The organism is Rhizobium zaerense (assembly GCF_051810725.1).
Lineage (GTDB): Bacteria > Pseudomonadota > Alphaproteobacteria > Rhizobiales > Rhizobiaceae > Rhizobium > Rhizobium leguminosarum_I.
The window spans coordinates 416885-441979 of sequence record NZ_CM132690.1 but is presented as its reverse complement, the minus strand read 5'-3'; the positions used below and the strand labels follow the sequence as shown (position 1 = coordinate 441979).

At 61.9% G+C, this 25095-nt stretch carries 20 protein-coding genes; 11 read left to right on the top strand and 9 right to left on the bottom strand.

Annotation, left to right across the window (positions count from 1 at the left end):
• Positions 1-136: 136 nt before the first annotated feature.
• The 3 genes from ACS4RR_RS02230 to ACS4RR_RS02220 are packed head-to-tail and all read left to right on the top strand — an operon-like array spanning position 137 to position 4043.
• Entirely contained in the window at positions 137-1171 is a 1035-nt protein-coding gene (locus ACS4RR_RS02230; protein WP_456189660.1) for a LacI family DNA-binding transcriptional regulator, read from the top strand.
• 8 nt (positions 1172-1179) lie between these two features.
• Positions 1180-3036, top strand: coding sequence for a DUF2264 domain-containing protein (locus ACS4RR_RS02225; protein ID WP_456189659.1), 1857 nt, complete (start codon positions 1180-1182; stop codon positions 3034-3036).
• On the top strand, positions 3033-4043 hold the full coding sequence (locus ACS4RR_RS02220; protein ID WP_260297457.1) for a hydroxyacid dehydrogenase: 1011 nt from the start codon (positions 3033-3035) through the stop codon (positions 4041-4043). The genes ACS4RR_RS02225 and ACS4RR_RS02220 overlap by 4 nt, the downstream gene beginning before the upstream one ends.
• 28 nt (positions 4044-4071) lie before the next feature.
• Here ACS4RR_RS02220 and ACS4RR_RS02215 read toward each other — a convergent pair whose 3' ends face one another.
• The 5 genes from ACS4RR_RS02215 to ACS4RR_RS02195 form a co-directional block, all read right to left on the bottom strand.
• Positions 4072-5349, bottom strand: a complete 1278-nt coding sequence (locus tag ACS4RR_RS02215) for a Gfo/Idh/MocA family protein (RefSeq protein ID WP_456189658.1) — start codon at positions 5347-5349, stop codon at positions 4072-4074.
• A gap of 153 nt (positions 5350-5502) precedes the next feature.
• Complete coding sequence (locus ACS4RR_RS02210) at positions 5503-6327, bottom strand: sugar phosphate isomerase/epimerase family protein (RefSeq protein ID WP_456189657.1); 825 nt, start codon at positions 6325-6327, stop codon at positions 5503-5505.
• Positions 6328-6355: 28 nt separating this feature from the next.
• Positions 6356-7519, bottom strand: a complete 1164-nt coding sequence (locus ACS4RR_RS02205; protein ID WP_222280153.1) for a dihydrodipicolinate synthase family protein — start codon at positions 7517-7519, stop codon at positions 6356-6358.
• Positions 7520-7522: 3 nt separating this feature from the next.
• The gene (locus tag ACS4RR_RS02200) at positions 7523-8671 is read right to left on the bottom strand and encodes a Gfo/Idh/MocA family protein (protein ID WP_222280152.1); all 1149 of its coding nucleotides are present in this window, start codon (positions 8669-8671) and stop codon (positions 7523-7525) included.
• Between the two features lie 131 nt (positions 8672-8802).
• Positions 8803-9480, bottom strand: coding sequence for a TetR/AcrR family transcriptional regulator (locus tag ACS4RR_RS02195; protein WP_017966416.1), 678 nt, complete (start codon positions 9478-9480; stop codon positions 8803-8805).
• Positions 9481-9679: 199 nt separating this feature from the next.
• Here ACS4RR_RS02195 and ACS4RR_RS02190 point away from each other — a divergent pair, with 199 nt between their 5' ends.
• The 7 genes from ACS4RR_RS02190 to ACS4RR_RS02160 all read left to right on the top strand — a co-directional run bounded on the left by ACS4RR_RS02190 (position 9680) and on the right by ACS4RR_RS02160 (position 18528).
• The gene (locus tag ACS4RR_RS02190) at positions 9680-10966 is read left to right on the top strand and encodes an ABC transporter substrate-binding protein (RefSeq protein ID WP_017966417.1); all 1287 of its coding nucleotides are present in this window, start codon (positions 9680-9682) and stop codon (positions 10964-10966) included.
• A 6-nt stretch (positions 10967-10972) separates the two neighbouring features.
• Entirely contained in the window at positions 10973-11932 is a 960-nt protein-coding gene (locus ACS4RR_RS02185; protein ID WP_017966418.1) for a carbohydrate ABC transporter permease, read from the top strand.
• Positions 11925-12812 carry a carbohydrate ABC transporter permease gene (locus tag ACS4RR_RS02180; protein ID WP_456189656.1) on the top strand — a complete coding sequence of 296 codons (888 nt, stop codon included), beginning with the start codon at positions 11925-11927 and terminating at the stop codon, positions 12810-12812. The genes ACS4RR_RS02185 and ACS4RR_RS02180 overlap by 8 nt, the downstream gene beginning before the upstream one ends.
• Complete coding sequence (locus tag ACS4RR_RS02175) at positions 12812-13909, top strand: Gfo/Idh/MocA family protein (RefSeq protein WP_456189655.1); 1098 nt, start codon at positions 12812-12814, stop codon at positions 13907-13909. Before ACS4RR_RS02180 ends, ACS4RR_RS02175 begins: the two co-directional genes overlap by 1 nt.
• Positions 13910-13941: 32 nt before the next feature.
• Positions 13942-15018 carry an ABC transporter ATP-binding protein gene (locus ACS4RR_RS02170; protein ID WP_456189654.1) on the top strand — a complete coding sequence of 359 codons (1077 nt, stop codon included), beginning with the start codon at positions 13942-13944 and terminating at the stop codon, positions 15016-15018.
• 183 nt (positions 15019-15201) lie between these two features.
• Positions 15202-16077: a phosphotransferase gene (locus tag ACS4RR_RS02165; protein ID WP_456189653.1), complete on the top strand. Its 876-nt coding sequence runs from the start codon at positions 15202-15204 to the stop codon at positions 16075-16077.
• Complete coding sequence (locus ACS4RR_RS02160) at positions 16078-18528, top strand: GcvT family protein (RefSeq protein ID WP_456189652.1); 2451 nt, start codon at positions 16078-16080, stop codon at positions 18526-18528.
• A 318-nt stretch (positions 18529-18846) separates the two neighbouring features.
• On the opposite strand, the gene ACS4RR_RS02155 is transcribed toward ACS4RR_RS02160, so the two are convergent.
• Positions 18847-20304 carry a mannitol dehydrogenase family protein gene (locus tag ACS4RR_RS02155; protein WP_456189651.1) on the bottom strand — a complete coding sequence of 486 codons (1458 nt, stop codon included), beginning with the start codon at positions 20302-20304 and terminating at the stop codon, positions 18847-18849.
• On the bottom strand, positions 20301-21716 hold the full coding sequence (gene uxaC / locus ACS4RR_RS02150) for a glucuronate isomerase (RefSeq protein WP_456189650.1): 1416 nt from the start codon (positions 21714-21716) through the stop codon (positions 20301-20303). Before uxaC ends, ACS4RR_RS02155 begins: the two co-directional genes overlap by 4 nt.
• A gap of 178 nt (positions 21717-21894) precedes the next feature.
• Between uxaC and ACS4RR_RS02145 the strand changes: the two genes are divergently transcribed.
• Positions 21895-22104: a SlyX family protein gene (locus tag ACS4RR_RS02145; RefSeq protein WP_456189649.1), complete on the top strand. Its 210-nt coding sequence runs from the start codon at positions 21895-21897 to the stop codon at positions 22102-22104.
• A gap of 57 nt (positions 22105-22161) precedes the next feature.
• On the opposite strand, the gene ACS4RR_RS02140 is transcribed toward ACS4RR_RS02145, so the two are convergent.
• A complete protein-coding gene (locus tag ACS4RR_RS02140) occupies positions 22162-23643 on the bottom strand; it encodes an NAD-dependent succinate-semialdehyde dehydrogenase (RefSeq protein WP_456189648.1) in 1482 nt (493 codons plus the stop codon).
• Between the two features lie 66 nt (positions 23644-23709).
• Entirely contained in the window at positions 23710-24990 is a 1281-nt protein-coding gene (locus tag ACS4RR_RS02135) for a 4-aminobutyrate--2-oxoglutarate transaminase (RefSeq protein ID WP_170257462.1), read from the bottom strand.
• Positions 24991-25095: the final 105 nt, after the last annotated feature.

Below are 25095 nucleotides of genomic sequence, written 5' to 3'. Positions count from 1 at the left end.
TCCTTGTCCCAATTGCCCGCTGCCATCCTCCAATGGCGTTATCGGGCACTTCGGCAAGCAGATTACGCAAAAAAAATTTTATTGCAAGAAGCAACCATTTTCTTGCAAATTTGCATTACTTGCATAATGTTTCCCTATGAACGACCAAAAGATCAGACGGCCGCGGCAGGCCGATATCGCTACATTGGCCGGCGTCTCCGTCTCCACGGTGTCGCGCGTGCTCGCCAACGAACCTGGCATCAGCGAAACCGTCCGCCGCCAGATATTGAAGGTGGCAGCCGAGCACGGCTATCCCGTCAAACCGGCTTCCGAAGCCGTTGCCGGCGGGCTGGCTTTGATTGCCAGCGACGGCGTCACCGGCACTCTCAGCGTCTTCTATGAAGCCATCGTCGACGGCCTGCGCGCCGGCGCTGCCGAAGCCGGCATGCCCTTCGACGTCCGGCTGGTCCGCGAGGATCGAACCACCCCGGATGCCGTGCGCGACTATATGCAGACGGCAGGCGCTGAAGGTCTCTTTCTCGTCGGCATCGATCCGAACGAGATGCTGCGTGGCTGGCTGCAAGCCAGCATGACACCGACCGTTCTTGTCAATGGCACTGATCCAACGATGCAGTTTGACGGTGTTTCGCCGGCTAATTTCTTTGGTGCGTACGAGGCCACCCGTCGGCTGACCGAAGCCGGGCATCGTCGCATCCTGCATCTCAGCGGCTCCCACCGCCACACGATCCGCGAGCGCGTGCGCGGTTTCGAGGCGGCGATCGCCGCCGTCCCCGGCGCCGAGGGCCGTCTGGTGTCCTTGACACTTCAAGGCAGCGCCATCCGCGAGGCACATGAACGCACGGCAGAAGCACTTGCCGAGAATGCCGGTTTTACCGCCGCCTTCTGCATGAATGATTTCATCGCCGTCGGCGTGCTCGAGGCTGTCACCGAGGCCGGCCTGCGCGTGCCGGAGGATTTCGCGATCGTCGGTTTCGACGATCTGCCCTGCGCGCTGATGACCAATCCGCGGCTGTCCACCATGCGCGTCGATCGTTCCGCCCTCGGGCGCGAGGCCGTGTCGCTGATGCTCTCCCGTTTCCGCAACAGGACGGCACCGGCGCGCCACATCTGCCAGGCGGTCATTCCCGTTCCGGGCGGAACTGTTCCGAATCCGAATGCCGAAAACCCGTGAGAGATGCGATGACCTATGATCCCGCCAGCGCCAACCCGCTTGCCGGCAATCCGCTGGAAACCCGCGCCGATATGAGCGGCGCCCTGCTTGCTCTCTTCAATCCGCTGCTTGCCTGTTTTTCGAAGGGCAATGCCCGCGTCACCCTCAATGGCGGCGGCGCCCATTTCGACCGGGCAGCGGCCGATCTCGAAGGGTTCGCCCGCCCGCTCTGGGGACTGGCGCCGTTTGGCGCCGGCGGTGGGAACTTTGCCCATTGGCATCGGTTTGCCGAGGGTCTCGCAAACGGCACCGATCCCGCCCATCCCGAATATTGGGGAACGGTCAATAGCCGCGATCAGCGCATGGTCGAGCTTGCCGCTCTCGGTTTTGCCCTGGCGCTGGTGCCGGAAAAAATCTGGGAGCCGCTCGATGCGCGCGCCCGCGGCAATGTCGTCGCCTACCTCAAGCATGTCAGACAGTTCGACTATGCCGACAACAACTGGAAATTCTTCCGGATCTTCGTCGATATCGCACTCGATCGTCTCGGCGCCGATTTCGACCGCAGCCTGACGCGGCAATATCTGCAAGAGCTCGAAGGCTTCTATATCGGTGACGGCTGGTATCGCGACGGAAACGTGCGCCGCATCGATCACTACATTCCCTTTGCCATGCATTTTTATGGCCTGATCTATTCGAAGCTCGTCGACGACGATTATGCAATGCGCTACCGCGAGCGCGCAGGCCTCTTCGCCCGGGATTTCCGCCACTGGTTTGCCGCTGACGGGGCGACGATCCCTTTCGGCCGCAGCCTGACCTATCGCTTTGCCTGCGCCGGCTTCTGGTCGGCGCTCGCCTTTGCCGATGTCGAGGCTCTTCCCTGGGGCGAGGTCAAGCATCTCTGCCTGCAACATCTGCGCTGGTGGAAGGATAAGCCGATCGCCGATCGCGACGGCGTGCTGTCGATCGGCTTCGGCTATCCGAACCTGCTGATGTCGGAGAGCTACAATTCCGCCGGCTCGCCCTACTGGGCCTTCAAGGCCTTTCTGCCGCTGGCGATCCCCGATGATCATCCGTTCTGGACCGCTGCGGAAAAGGAGCCGGAGCAGGCGCCTGTTATCGTCCCCCAGCGTCATCCCGGCATGGTGATCATGCGGGCGGGCGGCGATGTCGTGGCGCTGTCTTCCGGCCAGGAAAACCTGCAGATGCGATGCGGCACGGAAAAATATGCGAAGTTCGCTTATTCCGCTCGCTACGGCTTCAGTGTGGAGGCCGATGAGCGCGCCTTTGCGCTTGCCGCCTTCGATTCAGCACTTGCCTTCAGCGATGACGGCCTGCACTACCGCGTGCGCGAAACGAACGAGGAAGCCAAGCTCGCAGGCGACGCGCTGTATGCGAAATGGTCGCCTTTTGCCGATGTCGACGTCGAAACCTGGCTCGTGCCCGCCGCTCCCTGGCATATCCGCCTCCACCGGATCAGGACAAGCCGGCCGCTGCGGATTGCCGAAGGCGGGTTTGCCATCGGCCGCCGGGATTTCGAGCTGGATACGCTGTCCGCTTCGGATGGGGTTGCCTATGCGATCGGCGAAGCCGATTTCACCGGCATTCTCGATCTCGGCTCTTCGGTCAAGCGTTCGGGGCTCGTCCAGAAGGCAATGCCCAACACCAACGTGATTGTCGCGAAAACCCTCGTGCCGCAACTGCGCGGGCAGATTCCGGCCGGTGAAACAATCCTGGTGACGGCGGTGCTCGCGCTTGACGATCCCGCTGCTGTCTCGTCTGTCTGGACGATCCCGCCGAAAGCGCCTGACATCGCAGCGCTGGAGTCCCTGGTGAGGGAAAAGGGCGTGACGGTCAGCGCCATTGAGGCGCCGGGACACATGCCATGAGCCAGCCGGCCATTGTCCTTGCCATGCAACCGTCGCGCACCGAATATGTCCTGCCGGATGAGGTCCTGCGCCGGCTGAGCGGCATCGGTCGCCTGCTGGATTCCAAGCCGCTGCAGCGCTTCGACGACGAGCGCGCGAGGCGTCTGCTGGCCGAAGCCGAAATCCTGATCACCGGCTGGGGCGCCCCCTATGTCGGGCCTGAAATCCCCGCCGCGGCGCCGCATCTGAAGCTCATCGTCCATGCGGCGGGCACGGTAAAGGGCGTCATCGACGACGCCATCTTCGAAGCCGGTATCCCGGTCAGCCATTCGGCTGAGGCCAATGCAGTGCCAGTGGCCGAGTTCACGCTGGCGGCGATCATTTTCGCAGGAAAGCGCGTCTTCCGTTTTCGCGATCTCTACGTCGCCGATCGCAATCGCAATCGGACCCATCCGATGCAGCGCGAAGCGATCGGAAATTACCGCCGCACCGTCGGCATCGTCGGCGCGTCGCGCATTGGCCGGCGCGTCATCGAGCTCCTGAAACCCTTTGACTATAGACTGCTGCTCGCCGACCCGACGCTTGATGCCGCTGAGGTAGCCGGCCTCGGAACGGAAAAGGTCGATCTCGATGAATTGATGCGGCAGGCGGACATCATTTCCCTGCATGCGCCGTCGCTGCCGTCGACACAGCATATGATCGATGCGCGAAGGCTGTCGCTGATGAAGGACGGCGCCACGCTCATCAACACGGCGCGTGGCATTCTCATCGATGAGGCCGCCCTGCTTTCGGTGCTGAAGACCGGCCGCATCGACGCGGTCCTCGATGTCACCGATCCGGAGATCCCGGAGGCGGGCTCTGCTTTCTACGATCTGCCGAATGTCTTTCTGACACCGCATATCGCCGGCGCCATCGGCCTGGAACGGGCGCGCCTCGGCGAGATGGCGGTGGACGAGATAGAGCGCTTCGTGACCGGCCAGCCACTGCTCTACCAGATCCACCAGGCAAATCTCGAAAACATCGCCTGAGGCGCGTCGAGCGGCTCAGGCGAAGGTATCAGCGCGACGTCCTCAGCGAATTTGGCGAACCGTCATTGGCAAGTTCAGGCATGAGATCGGCAATGTTGACCACCTTGCCGGTGCGCGAGCTCTCCAGCGCGGCAATGCCGCAGAGCACCGACATGGCACCCGCCCGCGTGCCGGCGCGCTGGGCGAGCCTGTCTTCCGAATCGGGCTTGAAGATCATGTTGCGCATCCGATCGTCGCCGCCGTAATGGCCGCCGGTGAAATGCGGAACGACGATGCGCTCCACAGCCTCCTTACCATCAGGGAAATTGCGGATGAGGAGGATCGTGTCCTGCTTCGGCTCTTCCCAGGGCTGGGCCTCGTATTGGCGAAGCTCGATGCGCCCTTTGGTGCCGTTGAAGGCAAGGTGATGGCCTTCGATCGGCTGGAAGGTGTTCAGCGAATAGGAGACATGGACATTGTTGCGGTAACGCAGCGACACCACCATCGTGTCGGGAATGTCGATGTCCTCGCGGAAGACGCAGCCGTCTCGGAAGTAGCCGTCGATCTTCGAGGGATCCTCGTAGAGCGAATCGAGGAAAGGATCGGTCGCGAGATCGAGGTAGTAGTCGCATTCATGCGCGTGCGGACAGAGCTTGCAGCGCGGGCCGCGGAACGGGCCCTTGCGGCCGTAATTCTGCAGGTCGGCGAAGGAGGTGACGGCATCGGGATCGCTGTCGAGGTACCAGTTCAGCAGATCGAAATGATGCGTCGCCTTGTGGACGAACAGGCTGCCGGAATTCTCCGTATAGGCATGCCAGCGGCGAAAATAATCCGCGCCGTGCTTGGTGTTCAGATACCAATGAAAATCGACTGACGTGACTCGGCCGATCTCGCCGGCATTCAGCAATTCCTTGATCTTCGCCGCCGTCGGCGCATAGCGATAGTTGAAGGACACGTCGACCCGGCGACCAGTGCGCTTTTCGGCATCCAGAATCCGGCGAATCTTCTCGACCGAGGTCGTCATTGGCTTTTCGGTAATGACGTCGATACCGGACTCCAGCGCCCGCACGACGATATCGTCATGCGTATGATCGGGCGTACAGACGATGACCAGGTCCGGCTTCTGCTCAGCAAGCATCGAATCGATGTTTTCGTAGAGCGGCGCATTGCTGCCGATCATGTTGCGGGCGCGTTCGCCACGCAGCGAATTCTTCTCGACGATCGCGGTCAGATCGACATGCTCGCGCCAGCCGGCAAGCAGATCCTTGCCCCACATGGTGGTGCCGCGGTTTCCCGTACCGATCAGGGCAAAACGGCGTTTCTCCATCGAATGATCCTCCTGCATGCGTGATGAAACAAATACTGAAATCAGGCCTAAAGCGCGTCGGGATCTTTCAGATTGGCCTGGCCAGCGCTTTAGGTCTTTGGTTTTTCGCATGTCATGGTCGCAAAACCGCTGTACACTTTTGCGCGACATGCTTTAGCAGCAACTCCTGAAGCGCTCGAGGCAGGTGGCGATCACTTCGTCGGCCGGGCGTTTCCACCAGTTCTCGGCCGAAAAGATCTCCACCTCCTGCGCGCCGAAGAACCCGGCGGCCTCCACCATCCGCCTTATGCCTTTGAGGTCGATCACACCATCGCCCATCATGCCGCGGTCGAGCAGCATGTCCTTTGTCGGCACCAGCCAGTCGCAGATGTGATGGGCAAAGATGCGTTTCATGCGCCCGGCGCGGGCAATCTGATTGGCAAGATCGGGATCCCACCAAACATGGTAGACATCGACCGCAACGCCGACATCCTCTCCGAGCTGCTCGCACATGTCGAGCGCCTGACCGAGTGTGTTCACGCAGGCACGGTCGGCGGCATACATCGGATGCAGCGGCTCGATGGCGAGCTTTACGCCCGAGGCCTGTGCATGCGGCAAAACGGCGGCGATGCCGTCGAACACCATCTGGCGGGCTGCGACGATGTCCTTCGACGCGCCCGGCAGGCCGCCGACGACGAGCACGAGGCAATCGGCTGAAAATGCCGCCGCCTCGTCGATGGCACGCCTGTTATCGTCGAGGTTTTTCTGCCAGTCGGCATCGTTTGCCGCCGGGAAGAAGCCGCCGCGGCAAAGACCGGTCAGTTTGATACCGTTCGATTTGACGATACGCACCGCTTCATCGAGACCGGCCTTGGCAACTTGGTCGCGCCAGGGCGCGATCGCGGTGATGCCGTGTTTCAGACAGATATCAACGGCCTGCGCAAAACCGCATTGTTCGCGGATCGTCGCCAGATTGATCGAAAGTCCGTCGACCTGCATGTCATTCTCCTCCCATCACCTCGGCGCCTCAGTTGACGCCGTGGACGGCGAGCACGTGGCGCATGCGGCTTGCGGCAAGTTCGGGATCGGCTAGAACCCGGGCCTTGTCGGCCAGGCGGAAGAGTTCGGCCAGATGCGTCAGCGAGCGCGTGCTCTGCTGGCCGCCGACCATGACGAAATGGTCCTGCAGGCCGTTGAGATAGGCGAGGAAGACAACGCCGGTCTTGTAGAAGCGGGTGGGCGCCTTGAAGATGTGGCGCGACAGCGGCACCGTCGGCTCCAGCAGGTCGAAGAATTCAAGATTGCTCTTGCGGCCGAGCGCCTCGAGGGCTGCCGAGGCAGCCGGCGCGATGGCATCGAAAATGCCGAGCAGCGCGTTGGAATGGCCCTCTTCGTCGCCGGCGATCAGTTCGGCATAGTTGAAATCGTCGCCGGTATACATGCGCACGCCTTTCGGCAGCCGGCGGCGCATCGCCACCTCCTTCTCCTTGGAGAGCAGCGAGATCTTGATGCCATCGACCTTGTCGGCATGCGCCTCGATCACCTCGAGGCAGGTGGACATGGCTTCGATATGATCACCATTGCCCCAATAACCCTGAAGCGCCGGATCGAACATTTCGCCGAGCCAATGGATGATGACAGGTTCCTTGACCTGGCGGAGAATGCGGTCATAGACGCTTACATAGTCGTCCGGCCCTTTGGCGGCGGCGGCAAGCGCCCGGCTCGCCATCAGGATGATCCGGCCGCCGGCCGCCTCCACCGTTTCGATCTGCTCCTCATAGGCCCTGAGGATCGTGTCGATAGTGACATCAGGTCCCGGCGTCAGATGGTCGGTGCCGGCGCCGCAGGCGATCAGCGCGTCCTTGCGACCGGCCGCCTCACCGAGCGCCCGGCGGATGAGGTCGCGCGCTTCCGGCCAGCCGAGGCCCATGCCGCGCTGCGCCGTATCCATCGCTTCGGCAACGCCGAGGCCGAGATCCCAGAGCCGATGGCGAAAGGCAAGTGTCCGCTCCCAGTCGATCGCCGGCGTCAGCCACGGATCGTTGTCGGCGAGCGGATCGGCGACCACATGGGCGGCGGCAAAGGCGATGCGCGGAAAGGCCTTGGCGTCGCGCTTGGCGAGCGCGATCGGCGTGCCGGTCAGCGTGTAGGGAACGATCTTGCCGTCAAGAGGGAGATTGATCGTCGTCACGGCTCAGAACTCCAGTGCGGGAACATCGAGCCAGCGGCGGTCGGCCCAGGATTTCAAGCCGAGTTCGGCAAGCTGCACACCCTTGGCACCGGCCTCCAGGCCATAGGGCCACGGCGCGTCTTCGACGACATGGCGGATGAACATTTCCCACTGCGCCTTGAAGCCGTTGTCGAAGGCCTGTGTGTCGGGAACCTCGTCCCAGGTCTTGTAAAAGTCGATCGTTTGCGGCTGGTCCGGATTCCACACCGGCTTCGGCGTGTTGACGCGGTGCTGGCTCCAGCATTTCGTCAAGCCGGCGACGGCTGAACCATGCGTGCCGTCGACCTGGAATGTGACGAGGTCGTCGCGGCGGACGCGGACGGCCCAGGAGGAATTGATCTGCGCGATCGCGCCGCCTTCGAGCTCGAAGGTCGCATAGGCGGCATCGTCGGTGTCGCAGTCATAAGCCTTGCCCTGCTCGTCGATGCGGCGCGGAATATGCGTGGCACCGAGGCAGGATACGGCTTTGACTTCGCCGAACAGATTGTCGAGCACGTAGCGCCAGTGGCAGAGCATATCGAGGATGATGCCACCGCCGTCGCCCTTGCGATAATTCCAGGAGGGGCGCTGGGCGGGCACGCCCCAATCGCCTTCGAAAACCCAGTAGCCGAATTCGCCGCGCACCGAGAGGATCTTGCCGAAGAAGCCGGAATCCCTGAGCAGGGCCAGCTTGCGCAGGCCGGGCAGGAAGAGCTTGTCCTGCACGACGCCGTGCTTGAGGCCGGAGCGGCGCGCCTTGCGGGCAAGGTCGAGTGCCACCTGGAGATCGTCGGAAATCGGCTTTTCGCAATAGACATGTTTGCCGGCATCGAGCGCCTTGGACAGCAGCTCGGCCCGCATCAGCGTCGTGCCGGCGTCGAAGAAGATCGTGTCGTCGGGATTGGCGAGAGCGGCATCAAGATCGGTCGACCAGCGCTTGATGCCATGCTTCTTCGCCAGCTCTTCCATCTTGGCGCCGTTGCGGCCGATAATGATCGGGTCGATTTCAAGTCTCTCGCCCGATTTCAGCGTGATGCCGCCCTGGTCGCGGAACGCGAGGATAGAACGCACCAGATGTTGATTGTAACCCATGCGGCCGGTGACGCCGTGCAAGATGATCCCCAAGCGTGCCATGTTTTCCTCCCAGCAGATTTTTGCGGCGGGAGCGGGCGTCCTGGCCCGACCCTCCCAAGCCGGTAACTAAACAGTTACTTGATGGCAGAAGAGCGACGTGGCTGTCAATAGTCAAATCCGATTTTAGAAATTCAGCGCTTGATCGAGGCGAGCGTGACGTGGACGATATGTCTTTCCCAGGCGTTGAGATGGGTCGGCTCGATCAGGTCGCGGCCGAAGATCGTCGACAGCGTGTATTGGTTGGAGAGGTAGAAATAACCGAGCGAGGCGATCGTCAGGTAGACATGCAGGGGATCGGCGGTCTCGATGAAGACGCCCTGCTTCTTTCCTTGCTTGAGCACGTCCGAAAGCTCACCGATCAGATGCGAATGCAATTCCTTGAGCCGGACGGACTGGCGTAGCCAGCGGGCCCGATGCAGATTTTCCGTGCCGAGCAGGCTGAGGAATTCCGGATGCTGGAGAAAATAACGCCAGGTGAAGAGTGCCAATTCGCCGATGCCTTCCTCGGGGCTGCGGTCGCCGATATGCAGCGCGCGCTCTGCGGTGCGGATGCTGACATAGGCTTCCTCGAGCACTCTGAGGTAGAGCTGCTCCTTGTCGCCGAAATAATGATAGAGCATGCGCTTATTGGTGCCGGCGCGCTCGGCGATCGCATCGACGCGAGCTCCACCTATGCCGTTTTCGGCAAATTCCCGAGTTGCGGCATCAAGGATAGCAGCGCGTGTCCGTTCCGGATCGCGTTGGGTCGTCCGTTCTGCCGATGGGCGTCGAGACCTTTTCTTTCCCCCATTCTCCCCGCTGTCGTTCATCTCTCCACCTCCGTCTTCACATGTTGCGCTCATAAGCCTTCGGTGCGAAATTGTAAAAACCGAATTTGAAGGGCCTGCGAGCGACACCGCTTGACACGTGCGCCGCTTTGCCCGTAGCTTGTAACCAATTAGTTATTTATGCAAGGGTAACTAGGTTCGGAAGCGTGTGGAGGCGCTTCCCTTTAGAGGAGGAAAAGAAATGACATTCCGTGTAAGCAGACGCAATTTCGTCGCGGGAGGCGCCACGCTTCTCTCACTCTCAGCGCTGGGAACCAGCGCTTTGGCACAGGAAAAGCGCCTGCGTCTCCTGTGGTGGGGTTCGCAGCCGCGCGCCGACCGAACCAACAAGGTATCGCAGCTCTATCAGACGAAAAATCCGGGCACGTCGATCACCGGCGAATTCCTCGGCTGGGGCGACTACTGGCCGCGCCTTGCGACCCAGGTCGCTGGCCGCAACGCGCCCGATGTCATCCAGATGGACTATCGCTATATTGTCCAGTATGCGCGGCGCGGCGCGCTCGCCCCACTCGAATCCTATATGCCGGCCAAGCTGAACCTCGACGATTTCGACAAGGCGCAGATCGAAGGCGGCAGCGTCGACGGCCATCTCTACGGCGTCAGCCTTGGGGCGAATTCGGCCGCCACGGTCCTGAACACCACCGCCTTCAAGGAAGCCGGCGTCGATCTGCCGACCCAGGCGACCACTTGGGAAGAATTCGCTCGCATGGGGACGGAGATCACCAAGGCAGGCAAACGCAAGGGCATGTTCGGCATGGCCGACGGCAGCGGCGGCGAACCGCTGTTCGAAAACTGGCTGCGTCAGCGCGGCAAGGCGCTTTATACCGCCGACGGCAAGATCGCCTTCGACGTGGACGATGCCTCCGAATGGTACGACATGTGGGCCAAGTTCCGTGCGGCGGGCGCCTGCGTTCCTGCCGATGTCCAGGCCCTCGACAAGAACGATATCGACACCAACACGGTTTCGCTCGGCAAGTCGGCCGCCGGTTTTGCCCATTCCAACCAATTCGTCGCCTATCAGGCAATGAACAAGGACAAGCTGGCGCTGACCAACTACATGCGCGTCAAGGCGGATTCGAAGGGCGGCCATTATCGCAAGCCTTCGATGTTCTTCTCGGTCTCCGCCCAGTCGAAATCCGTGGACCTGGCCGTGGACTACGTCAATTTCTTCGTCAAGAACCCCGAGGCAGCGCTGCTTCTGGATGTCGAACGCGGAATTCCGGAATCGAAGGCCATGCGCGAAGTCGTGGCGGCGAAGCTTGATGAGAACGGCAAGGTTGCGCTGGCCTATGTCAGTGGCCTTGGCGATCTCGCCGGCAAATTGCCGCCGCCGCCGCCGGCCGGCGCCGGTGAAGGTGAGCTGATGTTACGCAACATCGCCGAACAGGTCGGCTTTGGACAGCTGTCTCCCTCAGACGGCGGCAAACAGCTTGTCGCTGAAATCACGCAGATTCTCGCACGAGGCTGATCCCGTATGAGCAATGCGATGCGCACGCCCGCAGGGGCCATAAATGTGGAAAGATATCAGGGGGCCGTGGCCGAAGGACGCTTCAGGCGTCTCTGGAATGCCAATGCTCCCGGTTATCTCTTCCTTCTTCCATGGCTCATCGGCTTTTTCGGGCTGACGCTCGGGCCGGCCCTGATTTCGCTCTACCTCTCCTTCACCGACTTCGACATGCTTCAGTCGCCGCGGTGGGTGGGAATGGCGAATTACGTGCGCATCGCCACGGCGGATCCGAAATTCTCGGCTGCCATGCATGTCACCCTGACCTATGTCGTCTTCTCGGTGCCGTTCAAGCTGACCTTCGCCTTGCTGGTCGCCATGGCGCTGAACCGCGGCCTGCGCGGGCTGTCGATCTATCGTGCCATCTTCTATCTGCCGTCACTGCTGGGCGGCAGCGTGGCGATCGCCGTGCTCTGGCGTCAGCTTTTCGCCAGCGATGGCCTGGTCAATGCCGCGCTCTCGCATTTCGGCATCGAAGGTCCGAGCTGGATCTCGCATCCGAACTATTCGATCTACACGCTGGTGGCTCTGTCCGTCTGGCAGTTCGGCTCGCCGATGATTATTTTCCTGGCCGGCCTGCGCCAGATCCCGCAGGATATGTATGAGGCGGCAAGCCTCGACGGCGCCTCGAAATTCCGGCAATTCTATAAGATCACCCTGCCACTTCTGACGCCGGTGATCTTTTTCAACGCCGTCGTCCAGACGATTGATGCTTTCAAAGCCTTCACGCCGGCCTTTATCATCTCAGGCGGCACCGGCGGTCCGATCAATTCGACCCTGTTCTACACGCTTTACCTCTATCAGGAAGCCTTCGGCAATTTCCGCATGGGCTATGCCTCGGCGCTCGCCTGGATCCTGGTGTTGATCATCGCGATCTTCACCGCCTTCTCCTTCCTGACCTCGCGTTATTGGGTGCACTACGATGACTGAGATGACCGCTTCCGTCACTGCGGCCAGGCCGCCATCCGACATCACCAAACGCAGCCTGCAGACGTCGCTCATCATCCACGCCCTGCTGATCGCCGCTTCACTTTTGATGCTCTATCCGCTGTTGTGGATGGTTTCGGCGTCGGTCAGGCCGGAAAACGAGATCTTCTCGTCGACCTCGCTCATCCCCTCGTCGATCGATTTCGCTTCCTATGCGCGCGGTTGGGTCGGCCTTGATGTCAGTTTCGGCCGGTTTTTCTGGAATTCGCTGGTCATCTCGCTGCTGGTGGTGACGGGCAATGTCATCGCCTGTTCGCTGACAGCCTTCGCCTTTGCGCGGCTGCGTTTTGTCGGCCGGAACTTCTGGTTCGCGATCATGCTCGGCACGCTGATGATCCCCTACCATGTGACGCTGATCCCGCAATATGTGCTTTTCCTCAACCTCGGCTGGGTGAACACCATCCTGCCGCTGGTTGTGCCGAAGTTCCTGGCTAGCGATGCCTTCTTCATCTTCCTCATGGTGCAGTTCTTCCGCGGTATCCCGCGCGAACTCGATGAGGCGGCGATGATGGATGGCTGCAGCGCTTGGCGCATCTACTGGAAGATCATGCTGCCGCTGTCGCTCCCGGTGCTGGCAACGGCCGCGATCTTCTCCTTTATCTGGACCTGGGACGATTTCTTCGGCCCGCTGATTTATCTGAACGACATGAACACCTATACGATCCAGCTCGGCCTGCGCACTTTCGTGGATTCCACCAGTGCATCGGATTGGGGCGGTTTGTTCGCCATGTCGACCCTGACGCTCGTGCCGGTGTTCTTCTTCTTCCTGTTCTTCCAGCGCCTGCTGATCGAGGGCATCGCCACGACGGGCATGAAGCGCTGATGGCGATAACGGGAAAGAGCGACATGAGCATCAGGACGGTTGCGATCGTCGGCTGCGGTATCGGCCGCTCCCACATCGTCGAGGGTTACCTGCCGCATTCCGACAAGTTCAAGGTCGTGGCGATCTGCGACCTGAACGAGCAGCGCATGGCGGCGGTTGGCGACGAGTTCGGCATCGAACGGCGCACCACTTCCTTTGCGGAGCTGTTGGCCGACGACACGATCGACATCATCGATATCTGCACCCCTCCCGGCATCCATTTGGAACAAGTGGTCGCAGCCCTTGCCGCCGGTAAACATGTCGTCTGCGAAAAGCCGCTGACCGGCTCGCTTGCCGCTGTCGATACCATCATGGAAGCGGAAAAGACCGCCAAAGGCGTGCTGATGCCGATCTTCCAATATCGTTACGGTGACGGTATCCAGAAGGCCAAACGGATCATCGACGCCGGTATTGCCGGCAAACCCTATACCGCTTCGGTCGAAACCTTCTGGCTGCGCAAGCCGGAATATTACGCCGTGCCCTGGCGCGGCAAATGGGCGACGGAGCTCGGCGGCGTGCTCGTCACCCATGCGCTGCATCTGCACGACATGCTGATGCATCTGATGGGTCCGGCGGCAAGGGTCTTCGGCCGCGTCGCCACCCGCGTCAACGATATCGAGGTAGAGGATTGTGCCTCCGCCAGCCTGCTGATGGAAAGCGGCGCCTTTGTCTCGCTGTCCTGCACGCTTGGTTCGCAGGAACAGATTAGCCGGCTCAGGCTGCACTTCGAGAATGTCACTTTCGAAAGCAGCCACGAGCCCTATACTCCCGGCAAGGACCCCTGGAAGATCATCGCTGCGAATGACGACGTGCAGAAGCAGATCGATAAGGTAGTTGGCGACTGGCAGCCGGTCGCGCCGCGTTTCACCACCCAGATGGGCCAGTTCCACGCTTTCCTCAGCGGCCATGCGTCGCTGCCTGTGTCGACAAAGGACGCCCGCCGCGCGCTGGAACTCGTCACCGCCATCTACCAGTCTTCCGATAGCGGCGCCGACGTGCCGCTGCCGGTCGGTCCCGACAGCCCGAAATACGCCGATTGGCGCGCAAGAACGAAGTAACCGACAAGATAAAAAGAGAGGGTTTTGAGAAGATGGCAACCAGTGTCGTTCTTCAGAAGGTCGAGAAGCGCTACGGCTCGCTGGATGTGATCCATGGCATCGACCTGACCATCGATCCCGGCGAATTCGTCGTTTTCGTCGGCCCCTCGGGCTGCGGAAAATCGACCCTGCTGCGCATGATCGCCGGTCTCGAGGAGATCACCGGCGGCGGGCTGCTGCTCGACAACGAGCGCATGAACGAGGTGGCGCCTGCCAAGCGCGGCATCGCCATGGTCTTCCAGTCCTATGCGCTCTATCCCCATATGTCGGTCTACAAGAACCTCGCCTTCGGCCTGGAGACGGCAGGTTACAAGAAGGCCGATATCCAGCCGAAGGTGAAGCGCGCCGCCGAGATATTGCAGATCGAGAAGCTCTTGGAGCGCAAGCCGAAGGCGCTCTCCGGCGGCCAGCGCCAGCGTGTCGCGATCGGCCGCGCCATCGTGCGCGAGCCGCGGATCTTCCTGTTCGACGAGCCGCTGTCGAACCTCGATGCCGAACTGCGCGTGCAGATGCGCGTCGAGATCTCCCGCCTGCACCGCAGCCTCGGCAATACGATGATCTATGTCACCCATGACCAGGTCGAAGCCATGACGATGGCGGACAAGATCGTGGTGTTGAATTCCGGCCGTATCGAGCAGGTCGGCGCGCCGCTTGATCTCTACAACAACCCGGCCAACCGCTTCGTCGCCGGTTTCATCGGCAGCCCGAAGATGAATTTTTTGAAGGCCCGCATCGAGCAGGTCGGCGAGGCCGAAACCAGCATCCATGTCTGCGGCAATTCCGTCCGCCTGCCGCGCCGCCTGAAAGGCGGGGCGGGAGATGACGTCACCTTCGGCATCCGTCCCGAGCATCTTTCCCTGGCCGAAGGCGCAATCGCGCTCTCGACCATCAACGTCGATCTCGTCGAAAATCTCGGCGGCGCCACCATGCTCTACACCACGACGCCGGATAACCAGCTCCTGACCGTTGCGCTTGACGGCCAGCAGAAGGTGGAGCGCGGCGCCAATGTGAAGGCGTCCTTCGACCCGGCCCGCTGCCACGTCTTCGACGCGGCCGGCAAGACGATCTAAGCGCGCCGCTGCTTGACATCAGATCCTCCTCTGGCCCATCATTTCCGGAGGGGCCGCTAGGACAGGATGATTTTAGGCCGGGTCGGCCTAAAATCTGAATCCTGTTCTACATTATATAGTTAGAGCATGATGTCGTCCGAAAACCGCTCACACTTTTCGGCATCATGCTCTGGGGGATCAAGCATGACGCCTGAAGATAGGATTCATGCGCTTGGCATCTGGCAAGGCCCGATCGAAATCTCGCCGATAGCAGGCGGCATCACCAACAGAAATTATCTGGTCAGCGATGCCGTCGCGCGCTGCGTGGTCAGGCTCGGCACCGATATTCCGATCCATCACATCAGCCGGCAGAACGAGCTTGCCGCAAGCCGTGCCGCCCATGCCGCCGGCATATCGCCCGCCGTCATCCACCATTCGCCGGGCGTGCTGGTGCTCGAATATATCGAGGCGCGGGCGCTTTCGCCGGAGGATATCAGGACGCCTGATATGCTCGCCCGGGTCTTGCCCCTGGTGCGCGCCTGCCATCGCGACATCGCCCGGCATTTCCGCGGCCAGGCGATGATCTTCTGGGTCTTTCACGTTATCCGGGATTACGCTGCCAATCTGAAGGCGTCGCAGAGCAGCTATCTTCCTCTGCTGCCGGGGCTCGTCGGCAGGGCTGAGACGCTGGAAGAAGCGGCAGGGCCTTTCGAGATCGCCTTCGGCCACAACGACCTGCTGGCCGCCAACTTTCTCGATGACGGCAAGCGGCTCTGGCTGATCGACTGGGACTATGCCGGTTTCAACACGCCGCTTTTCGATCTTGGCGGATTGGCCTCCAACAACGAACTCCCGGAAGCGGTCGAGCGCACGATGCTGGAGACCTATTTCGACCGGCCGCTGACCGATGATCTCAGCAGACGCTATGCCGCAATGAAATGCGCCTCGCTGCTGCGCGAGACGCTCTGGAGCATGATTTCGGAAATCCATTCCAGCATCGATTTCGATTACGCCGGCTACACAGCCGAAAATCTCGCGCGCTTCGAGCGCGCCTATCAAGCCTTTGAACAGGACCAATAAATGACGAAGGAATTACCGAAGACGGCGAAAGCCGTGGTCATCGGCGGCGGCATTATCGGCTGCTCGACGGCCTATCATCTCGGCAAACTTGGCTGGACCGATACCGTGCTGCTGGAGCGCAAGAAGCTTACCTCGGGCACCACCTTCCACGCCGCCGGCCTTGTAGGCCAGCTGCGCACCAGCGCCAATATCACCCAGCTTCTTGGCTATTCCGTCGATCTCTACAAGCGGCTGGAGGCGGAAACGGGACTCGGCACCGGCTGGAAGATGAATGGCGGCCTGCGTCTTGCCTGCAACGAAGAACGCTGGACCGAGGTCAGGCGCCAGGCGACCACCGCCCAGTCCTTCGGCCTCGAAATGCAGTTGCTGACACCGCAGGAAGCCTTCGATCTCTGGCCGCTGATGACTGTGGACGATCTCGTCGGCGCCGCCTTCCTTCCGACCGACGGTCAGGCTAATCCCTCCGACATCACCCAGGCGCTGGCAAAGGGCGCCCGCATGTCGGGCGTTTCGATCTTCGAGGATATCGAAGTCCTCGACCTCGAAATCGACAAGGGGAGGATTCGTGCCGTTATCACGGCGCAAGGGCGCATCGAATGCGAGCGCGTCGTCGTTTGTGCCGGCCAATGGACGCGCGCCTTCGCGGCCCGCTTCGGCGTCAACGTGCCGCTGGTCTCCGTCGAGCATCAATACATCATCACCGAATCCTTCGGCGTGCCATCCAACCTGCCGACCCTGCGCGATCCCGATCGCCTGACCTATTACAAGGAGGAGGTAGGCGGCATCGTCATGGGCGGCTACGAGCCGAACCCCATTCCCTGGGCGGCAAACGGCATCCCCGAAGGTTTCCATTACACGCTGCTCGACAGCAATTTCGACCATTTCGAGCAGATCATGGAACAGGCGCTCGGCCGCGTTCCGGCGCTGGAGAATGTCGGCGTCAAGCAGCTGCTGAACGGCCCGGAAAGCTTCACGCCGGATGGCAACTTCATTCTCGGCGAGGCGCCGGAGCTGAAGAATTTCTTCGTCGGCGCCGGTTTCAACGCTTTCGGCATCGCTTCGGCCGGCGGCGCCGGCATGGCGCTTGCCGAATGGGTGACGAAGGGCGAACCGCCCTATGATCTCTGGCCAGTCGATATTCGCCGTTTCGGCCGTCCGCATTTCGATACCGACTGGGTGCGGACACGCACGCTCGAAGCCTACGGCAAACATTACACCATGGCCTGGCCGTTCGAGGAACATTCGAGCGGCCGCCCCTGCCGCAAATCGCCGCTCTATGACCGGCTGAAGGCGCAGGGCGCCTGTTTTGGCGAAAAGCTCGGCTGGGAGCGGCCGAACTGGTTTGCCGATCTCTTCGCCAACGAGGAGCCGAAGGATATCTACAGCTATGCCAGGCAGAACTGGTTCGACGCCGTCGGCCGCGAACACAAGGCGGTGCGCGAAGCGGCCGTCATCTTCGACCAGACCTCCTTTGCCAAATTCGTGCTGAAGGGCAGGGATGCCGAGGCGGCCTTGTCCTGGATCGCCTCCAACGATGTCGCAAGGCCGGTGGGATCGCTTGTCTACACGCAGATGCTGAACGACAAGGGCGGCATCGAGTGCGACGTGACGGTCGCCCGCATCGCCGAGAATGAATATTACATCGTCACCGGTACCGGTTTCGCCACCCATGACTTCGACTGGATCGCACGCAATATCCCGGCGGACATGCATGCCGAGCTGGTCGACGTCACATCCGCCTATTCCGTGCTGTCGCTGATGGGACCGAATTCCCGCGCCGTGCTGGAAAAGGTGACGGGCAGCGACGTCTCGAATGCAGCCTTCCCCTTCGGCAAGGTCAGGACCATCGGTATTGCAGGCTGCCCCGTGCGGGCGCTGCGCATCACCTATGTCGGCGAGCTTGGCTACGAACTCCATATTCCTATTGAATATGCGACCACGGTCTATGACGTGCTGATGGCCGCTGGCGGTGAACTCGGTCTCATCAATGCCGGCTACCGCGCCATTGAGAGCTGCCGCCTGGAAAAGGGTTATCGCGCCTGGGGGTCGGATATCGGTCCCGACCATACGCCTGTCGAGGCCGGTCTCGGCTGGGCAGTGAAGATGCGGAGGAATATTCCCTTCCGCGGCCGTGAGGCGATCCAACGGCAGCTTGCGGGCGGCGTGAAGAAGCGCCTCGCCTGCTTCATTCCGGAGGATGCTAATGCCGTGCTGCTTGGCCGCGAAACGATCTATCGCGACGGCAACCGCGTCGGCTGGCTGTCGAGCGGCGGCTTCGGCTACACGCTGGGCAAACCGATCGGCTACGGCTACGTCCGCAATCCCGACGGCGTCACCGAGGATTTCGTCCTCTCCGGCACCTATGAGCTTGACGTCGCGCGGGAGCGCATCCCCTGCAAGGTATCGCTGTCGCCGCTCTACGATCCGGATATGGAGCGGGTGAAAGCCTGACGAACTCGAATACTTGATTCTTTGCCTTCGACCGAAGCTTTGAGGACAGAGATGACGAGGAGAGGGCACGCCGTGTGAGCCCCCCTCTGCCCTGCCGGGCATCTCCCCCACAGGTGGGGAGATCACAAGTGGCTTGAATCATCCTACCCATCTATCGTTTCGCCGTGCTGGACGCCGATTGTTTGGGGAAGCCGGTGCGCCCAGCCAATCTCCCCACCTGTGGGGGAGATGCCCGGCATGGCAGAGGGGGCGGCCACGGCACGCCCTCGCCTCATCATTCCCAGCCGAAGCGAGTCTATCTCGGAAAGACTCCAAGCCTCAGAACAGCGGCAGCCGGTCGTCCTGGATCAGGATCTCCAGCTTGTCTGACACATCCTGCGTCCACGCCCGATTTCTTGTCAAAGCTGCCGGGAAGAGTCCCGGAAGTGTGAAAAGAGCCGCCGAAATCGCCAGGCCGGTGCGCGGGACATCGGCGATGAGTGCGGCGATTTCGCCAGCACGGGGATCGCGCAGTTCGTAGCGCTCGCCGTTACCATGCTCGCCGATCGCATAACGCATCCATGCGGCAACAGCGATCGCATAGGTCTCCGCCTTGTCGCCATGCGCCAGTGCCTCGGTTGCCGGTTCCAGCAGCCGCTGCGGCAGTTTCTGCGTGCCGTCCATGGCGATCTGATAGGTGCGATGGGCGATCGCCTTGTTTGCAAAGCGCGCTATCAATTCGCTGGCATAGTCATCGAGGTCGATGCCGGGAACTGCATCGAGCGTTCTCGCCGCTGCATGCATGTGGCGGTAGGCAAGTGCTGCCAGGGCTGCATCGTCCATCACGTCGCGGATGAATTCATAGCCGCCGATATAACCGAGATAGGCGAGCAGCGAATGGGCGCCGTTCAGCATCCTCAGCTTCATCTTTTCGTAGGCCGAGACTTCCTCGACCATCAGCGCGCCGCGCACCTTTTCCCAGGCCGGCCGGCCATTGGCGAAATGATCTTCGATGACCCACTGCGTAAAAGGCTCTGTCTCGACCGCCGCCATGTCGGTGCGGCCCGTCAGCCGCTCGGCATCGGCATAGGTCGCGTCGGTGCTTGCCGGCGTGATGCGGTCGACCATCGTCGAAGGGAAGGGCACATTCGCTTCGATCCATCGATGCAGGTCGGGATCGATGCGCGAGGTGAATTCAAGCACGAGGCGTTTCAGAACCGCGCCGTTGCTCGGCAGGTTGTCGCAGCTGAGCGGCGTGAAGGGCGCGATCCCCTTCTGCCGGCGGCGCGCAAGGCCTTCCACGAGGTAGCCGATGACGCCGCGCGGTGCATGCGGGCTGGCGAGATCGGCGACGATATCGGGGTGCTTCAGGTCGAGGCCGCCGGTTGCCGGATCGAAACCATAGGCCTTTTCCGTCACCGTCATGCTGACGATGCGGATAGCGGGATCTTCGAGCCGCGCCAGCAGACCGGCCGGATCGCGCGGCGCCACATGCGCCTTCAGGATCGAACCGATCACCTCAGCCGTCGTGCCCGAGCTGTCGCGGATCAGCGTCGTATAAAGCCCGTTCTGAGCGCTCAGATTGTCGCAGACATCGGGCGTTCGCAGGCTTGCTACCTCAATGCCCCAGTCGCCGCCTGCGGCTGCGAGCGCACCATCCGTAAACGGCGCGAAATGCGCGCGGAAAAAGGCGCCCGGCCCGAGATGCAGGATGCCGCTTTTCAGCTGGTCGCGGTCATAGGCGGGAAGCTTCGCCGTCGGGGCGAGGCCGGAAAGGGTCTGCAGTCGTTCGGTCACAGCTTGTAGGCCTTCTTTGCATTGCCATAGGAGAGCTCGCCCGCGACGATCTCGGCTTCCCGCTTGGAAATCCGGTACTCGGCGGCAAGCTGGGCGAGGAAGCGACAGACTTCGCGGCGCCAGACGTCATGCCGGGCCGGGATCGAAAGCAGCGCACGCGTATCGTCGTTGAAACCTGCCATATTGGCAAAACCTGCCGTTTCCGCAACCTGGTCGAGATAGCGCCGGATGCCGTTCGGGCTGTCGTAGAACCACCAGGGCGGGCCGACCATCAGGCAGGGCCAGTGGCCAGCCATCGGCGCCAGCTCGCGTGCATAGGTCGTCTCGTCGAGCGTGAAGAGCAGCACACGCAAACCCGGTGCGTGGCCATATTTTGATAGCAGCGCATTCAGGCCGCCGACCCAGTCCGTGCGTGTCGGGATATCGGCGCCCATATTGGCGCCGCGCGTCGCAAAGAGCCCGCGGTCGGTATTGCGCCTGGAGCCGGCGTGGATCTGCATCACCATGCCGTCTTCGGCCGAAAGCCCGGCCATCTCGGTCATCATCTGGCCACGGAAGAGTTCGGCCTCCTCGGCCGAAAGCGGACCCTTCAGTGCCTTGTCGAGCAGCGCCTGCTTTTCCACGAGCGGCAGATCTGACGTAAAGGCTGTCGGCACGCCGTGATCGGTGGCGGTGGCGCCGAACTGGCGGAAATAGGCGCGCCGGCGCCGGTGCGCCTCGATCAGGCCCTCCCAGCGCGTTACCTCAGTGCCGGTGATCTCTCCGAACTTGACGAGATTGTCGCGGAAGCCGACGGCGTCGGGATCGGTGACACTGTCAGGCCTGTAGGTGGTGCGCACCTTGCCGATCCAGCCGTCGGCCGCCAACTTCTGGTGATGCGCCAGCGGGTCGAGCGCGCCATCCGTCGTCGCGATCGTTTCGATGCCGAATCGCTGATGCAGCGCCCGCGGGCGGAATTCGGGAAGGGCAAGCTGAGCATTGATATGGTCGTAGAGCGCGTCGGCATTGTCAGCCGTCAGCGGCTCGGTGCAGCCGAGCACGGCCGACATGGCGTGGTCGACCCAGAGGCTCGAAGGCGTTCCGCGGAAAAGGTGGTAGTGCGCGGCAAAGGTCCGCCATATCGCCCGCCCCTCAGCCACCGGTTTGCCGTCGAGCCGCGGCACGCCGAGCTCGTCCAAGGTGACGCCGACGCTGTGCAGCATCCGGAAGAGATAGTGATCGGGAATGACCAGCAGCGAAGCCGCGTCTTCGAAGGGCTTGTCGTCGGCAAACCAGGAGGGTTCGGTATGCCCGTGCGGGCTGACGATCGGAAGATTGCGCACCGTCTCGTAGAGGTCTTGCGCGATGGTCCGTGTTGCCGGATCAGCCGGAAAAAGCCGGTCCGGATGAAGAAAGCCGTTTCCTGCATCCATCAGTATTCCTCCCAGATGGATAACGGCCTACCCCACAACATCAGGCGCGGCAAGGTCTTTTAGTAACCAAACGGTACAGTTTTGCGCATGGCTACGCCGGGCATGGAAAGCATTGACGAGGCGGCCTATTTCCGCTTTGGGAAAACCATCTGTCGCAGGTTTCGGCAAAGGAGTATCGATGTCCGACGAGACGAACCGCATCACCCAACTGGAAGAAATGCTGGCCCACCAGGCAAAGACGATCGAAGAGCTTTCCGATCAGCTCGCCGAGCAATGGAAGATCGTGGAGCAGATGCGCACCAAGCTCGACCGGTTGACGGAACGCTTCCTGTCGCTGGAGGAGCAGTCGCTGGAGGCACCTGGCATCACCCGCCCGCCGCACTATTGACGGCACGCGGCGCAATGCCGCGTACCGTTGGGCTGTCTTGCGCCGTGAGACGGCGGATCAGACGCCGCCGATGCAGAGATATTTCATTTCCAGATAGTCGTCGGCGCCGTGGCGCGAGCCTTCGCGGCCGAGGCCGGATTGCTTGATGCCGCCGAAAGGCGCGGTCTCGGACGACATGATGCCGGTATTGATGCCGATCATCCCGTACTCCAGCGCTTCCGCCACCCGCCAGACCTTCTTCAGGTCGCCGGCGTAGAAATAGGCGGCGAGGCCGAATTCCGTATCATTGGCCTGGGCGATGACATCCTCGATGGTCTCGAAGCGAAAGAGCGGCGCCACCGGCCCGAAGGTCTCCTCGCGCGCCACTTTCATGCCGCGGGCAACGCCGGTCAGCACCGTCGGTGTGAAGAAGGTGCCGGCGCCGTCGATGCGCTTGCCGCCGATCAGTACCTTGGCGCCCTTGGCAAGCGCGTCGCTGACATGGTCCTCGACCTTGGCAAGGCCTTGCTCGTCGATCAGCGGCCCGATCACGACCCCCGGCTTGAAGCCGTCGCCGACCGACATCTCGGCGACCTTGGCGGCAAGCTTGGCGGCGAAGGCGTCGTAGACGTTCGATTGGACGTAGAGGCGGTTGGCACAGACGCAGGTCTGGCCGGCATTGCGGTATTTGGAGGCAATCGCGCCTTCGACGGCAGCGTCCAGATCGGCATCGTCGAAGACGATGAAGGGGGCGTTGCCGCCGAGCTCCAGGCTCACCTTCTTGATCTGGTCGGCGCATTGCCGCATCAGGATGCGGCCGACCTCGGTCGAGCCGGTGAAGCTGATCTTGCGCACCTTTTCGTTGCCGCAGAGCTCGCGGCCGATCGCCGGACCGTCGACCCCGACGATGACGTTGAAGACGCCGGCCGGAATGCCGGCCTTCTCGGCGAGCACGGCAAGCGCGATCGCCGTCAGCGGCGTCTGTTCGGCTGGCTTCGACACCACGGTGCAGCCGACGGCAAGCGCCGGGGCGATCTTGCGGGTGATCATCGCCGCCGGGAAATTCCACGGCGTGATCGTGCCGACGACGCCGACCGGCTGCCGGATGACGATCATCCGCTTGTCTTGGGAAGGCGCAGGGATCGTCTCGCCGTAAATGCGTTTGGCCTCTTCCGCATACCATTCGATATAGGCCGCGGCATAAAGGATCTCGCCGCGCGCTTCCGGGAACGGCTTGCCCATTTCGGCAGTCAGGATCGCGGCGAGTTCGTCGGCATTGGCAACCATCAGGTCGAACCATTTGCGCAGGATCGCGCTGCGCTCCTTGGCCGGACGGGCCGCCCAGGCCGGCTGGGCGGCATGGGCCGCATCGATTGCCGTCCGCGTCTCGGCAGCGCCCATATCGGGCAGCGAGGCGAGCAGCTCGCCGGTTGCCGGGTTCAGCACGTCAAAAGTCCGAGTGGCATCGCCTGATGTCCAGACCCCGTCGATATAGCCGGCATCGCGCAGCAGGGGCGAGGAAAAGGGAACGTGCTTAGTCAGTGCGGTGGTGAAAGCCATGTCATAACCTCCGTGGGAGTGCGGCTGCCGGTTGCCGGCAGCCATTGAAATCCAGTTCCGGTGCGATCACTTGGCCGCGCTCGCTTCCAGCATCGAGGCTTCGAGAATATCGAGCGCTTCACCGAGGATCTCGTCCTGGATGGTGATTGGCGCAAGAAAGCGGATGACGTTACCGTGGACACCGCAGGTGAGCAGGATCAGGCCCTTGTCGAGCGCGATCAGCCGCACCCGGTTGGCGAATTCCGCACTCGGCAGTCCCGTCGTCCGGTCGTTGAATTCGACGGCGTTCATGAAGCCCGGCCCGCGGATATCGACGATCTCGGGCACCGTCTCGCGCAACGATTCTAGCCGCTGCTTCAGCCGTCCGCCAAGCTGGTTGGCGCGGTTGCAGAGATCTTCCTCGACAATGACGTCGAGCACGGCATGGGCGGCCGCGATCCCGAGTGGATTGCCGCCATAGGTGCCGCCGAGCCCGCCCGGTCCTGGCGCATCCATGATTTCGGCGCGGCCGGTGACGGCGGCGAGCGGAAAGCCGCCGGCCAGGCTCTTTGCCATCGTCGTCAGGTCGGGCGCCACTTCGTGGTGGTCCATTGCGAACATCCTGCCGGTGCGGGCGAAACCGGTCTGCACCTCGTCGGCGATCAGCAGGATGCCGTGCTGGTCGCAGAGTTCGCGTAGCGCCTTCATGAAGGCGGCAGGTGCGGCGTAGAAGCCGCCTTCGCCCTGCACCGGCTCGATGATGATGGCGGCGACGCGCTGCGGATCGACATCGGCGGCGAAGAGCTTCTTCAGTGCCGCCAGCGACTGGTCGGCGGTAACGCCGTGCAGCTCGACCGGGAAGGGAACGTGGAACACGTCGCCCGGCATCGCGCCGAAGCCGACCTTATAGGGCACGACCTTGCCGGTCAGCGCCATGCCCATGAAGGTGCGGCCATGGAAGCCGCCGCCAAAGGCGATGACGGCCGAGCGGCCGGTTGCGGCACGGGCGATCTTGACGGCGTTCTCAACCGCTTCGGCGCCCGTGGTGACGAAGATCGTCTTCTTCTCAAAATCTCCAGGCAGCAGCGCGTTCAGCCGCTCGGCAAGGTGTACGTAGCTTTCGTAAGGCACCACCTGATGGCAGGTATGGGTGAAGCGGTCGAGCTGATCCTTGACCGCCGCGATGACCCGGGGATGGCGGTGGCCGGTATTGAGAACGGCGATGCCGGCGGCGAAATCGATGTAACGGCGGCCTTCCTTGTCCCAGATCTCGGCATTCTCTGCACGATCCGCATAGATCTGGGTCGTCATGCCGACGCCGCGTGAAATAGCGGCGTTCTTCCGGTCCGTAAGGCTTGTCGTGTTCATCGATGGCTCCTCCGCTGAAAAGTTTGAGAACTATCTTGCATATCTTCTGCAAGATGCATACAAAACACCTACATTTTTCCTGCAAGAAAACAAGCGGCATTTTTT

Bases quoted from the DNA above. Each gene is read 5' to 3' on its own strand.
- ACS4RR_RS02230 (WP_456189660.1), top strand. From the start codon at position 137: ATGAACGACCAAAAGATCAGACGGCCGCGGCAGGCCGATATCGCTACA.
- ACS4RR_RS02225 (WP_456189659.1), top strand. From the start codon at position 1,180: ATGACCTATGATCCCGCCAGCGCCAACCCGCTTGCCGGCAATCCGCTG.
- ACS4RR_RS02220 (WP_260297457.1), top strand. From the start codon at position 3,033: ATGAGCCAGCCGGCCATTGTCCTTGCCATGCAACCGTCGCGCACCGAA.
- ACS4RR_RS02215 (WP_456189658.1), bottom strand. From the start codon at position 5,349: ATGGAGAAACGCCGTTTTGCCCTGATCGGTACGGGAAACCGCGGCACC.
- ACS4RR_RS02210 (WP_456189657.1), bottom strand. From the start codon at position 6,327: ATGCAGGTCGACGGACTTTCGATCAATCTGGCGACGATCCGCGAACAA.
- ACS4RR_RS02200 (WP_222280152.1), bottom strand. From the start codon at position 8,671: ATGGCACGCTTGGGGATCATCTTGCACGGCGTCACCGGCCGCATGGGT.
- ACS4RR_RS02195 (WP_017966416.1), bottom strand. From the start codon at position 9,480: ATGAACGACAGCGGGGAGAATGGGGGAAAGAAAAGGTCTCGACGCCCA.
- ACS4RR_RS02190 (WP_017966417.1), top strand. From the start codon at position 9,680: ATGACATTCCGTGTAAGCAGACGCAATTTCGTCGCGGGAGGCGCCACG.
- ACS4RR_RS02185 (WP_017966418.1), top strand. From the start codon at position 10,973: ATGAGCAATGCGATGCGCACGCCCGCAGGGGCCATAAATGTGGAAAGA.
- ACS4RR_RS02180 (WP_456189656.1), top strand. From the start codon at position 11,925: ATGACTGAGATGACCGCTTCCGTCACTGCGGCCAGGCCGCCATCCGAC.
- ACS4RR_RS02175 (WP_456189655.1), top strand. From the start codon at position 12,812: ATGGCGATAACGGGAAAGAGCGACATGAGCATCAGGACGGTTGCGATC.
- ACS4RR_RS02170 (WP_456189654.1), top strand. From the start codon at position 13,942: ATGGCAACCAGTGTCGTTCTTCAGAAGGTCGAGAAGCGCTACGGCTCG.
- ACS4RR_RS02165 (WP_456189653.1), top strand. From the start codon at position 15,202: ATGACGCCTGAAGATAGGATTCATGCGCTTGGCATCTGGCAAGGCCCG.
- ACS4RR_RS02160 (WP_456189652.1), top strand. From the start codon at position 16,078: ATGACGAAGGAATTACCGAAGACGGCGAAAGCCGTGGTCATCGGCGGC.
- uxaC (WP_456189650.1), bottom strand. From the start codon at position 21,716: ATGGATGCAGGAAACGGCTTTCTTCATCCGGACCGGCTTTTTCCGGCT.
- ACS4RR_RS02145 (WP_456189649.1), top strand. From the start codon at position 21,895: ATGTCCGACGAGACGAACCGCATCACCCAACTGGAAGAAATGCTGGCC.
- ACS4RR_RS02140 (WP_456189648.1), bottom strand. From the start codon at position 23,643: ATGGCTTTCACCACCGCACTGACTAAGCACGTTCCCTTTTCCTCGCCC.
- ACS4RR_RS02135 (WP_170257462.1), bottom strand. From the start codon at position 24,990: ATGAACACGACAAGCCTTACGGACCGGAAGAACGCCGCTATTTCACGC.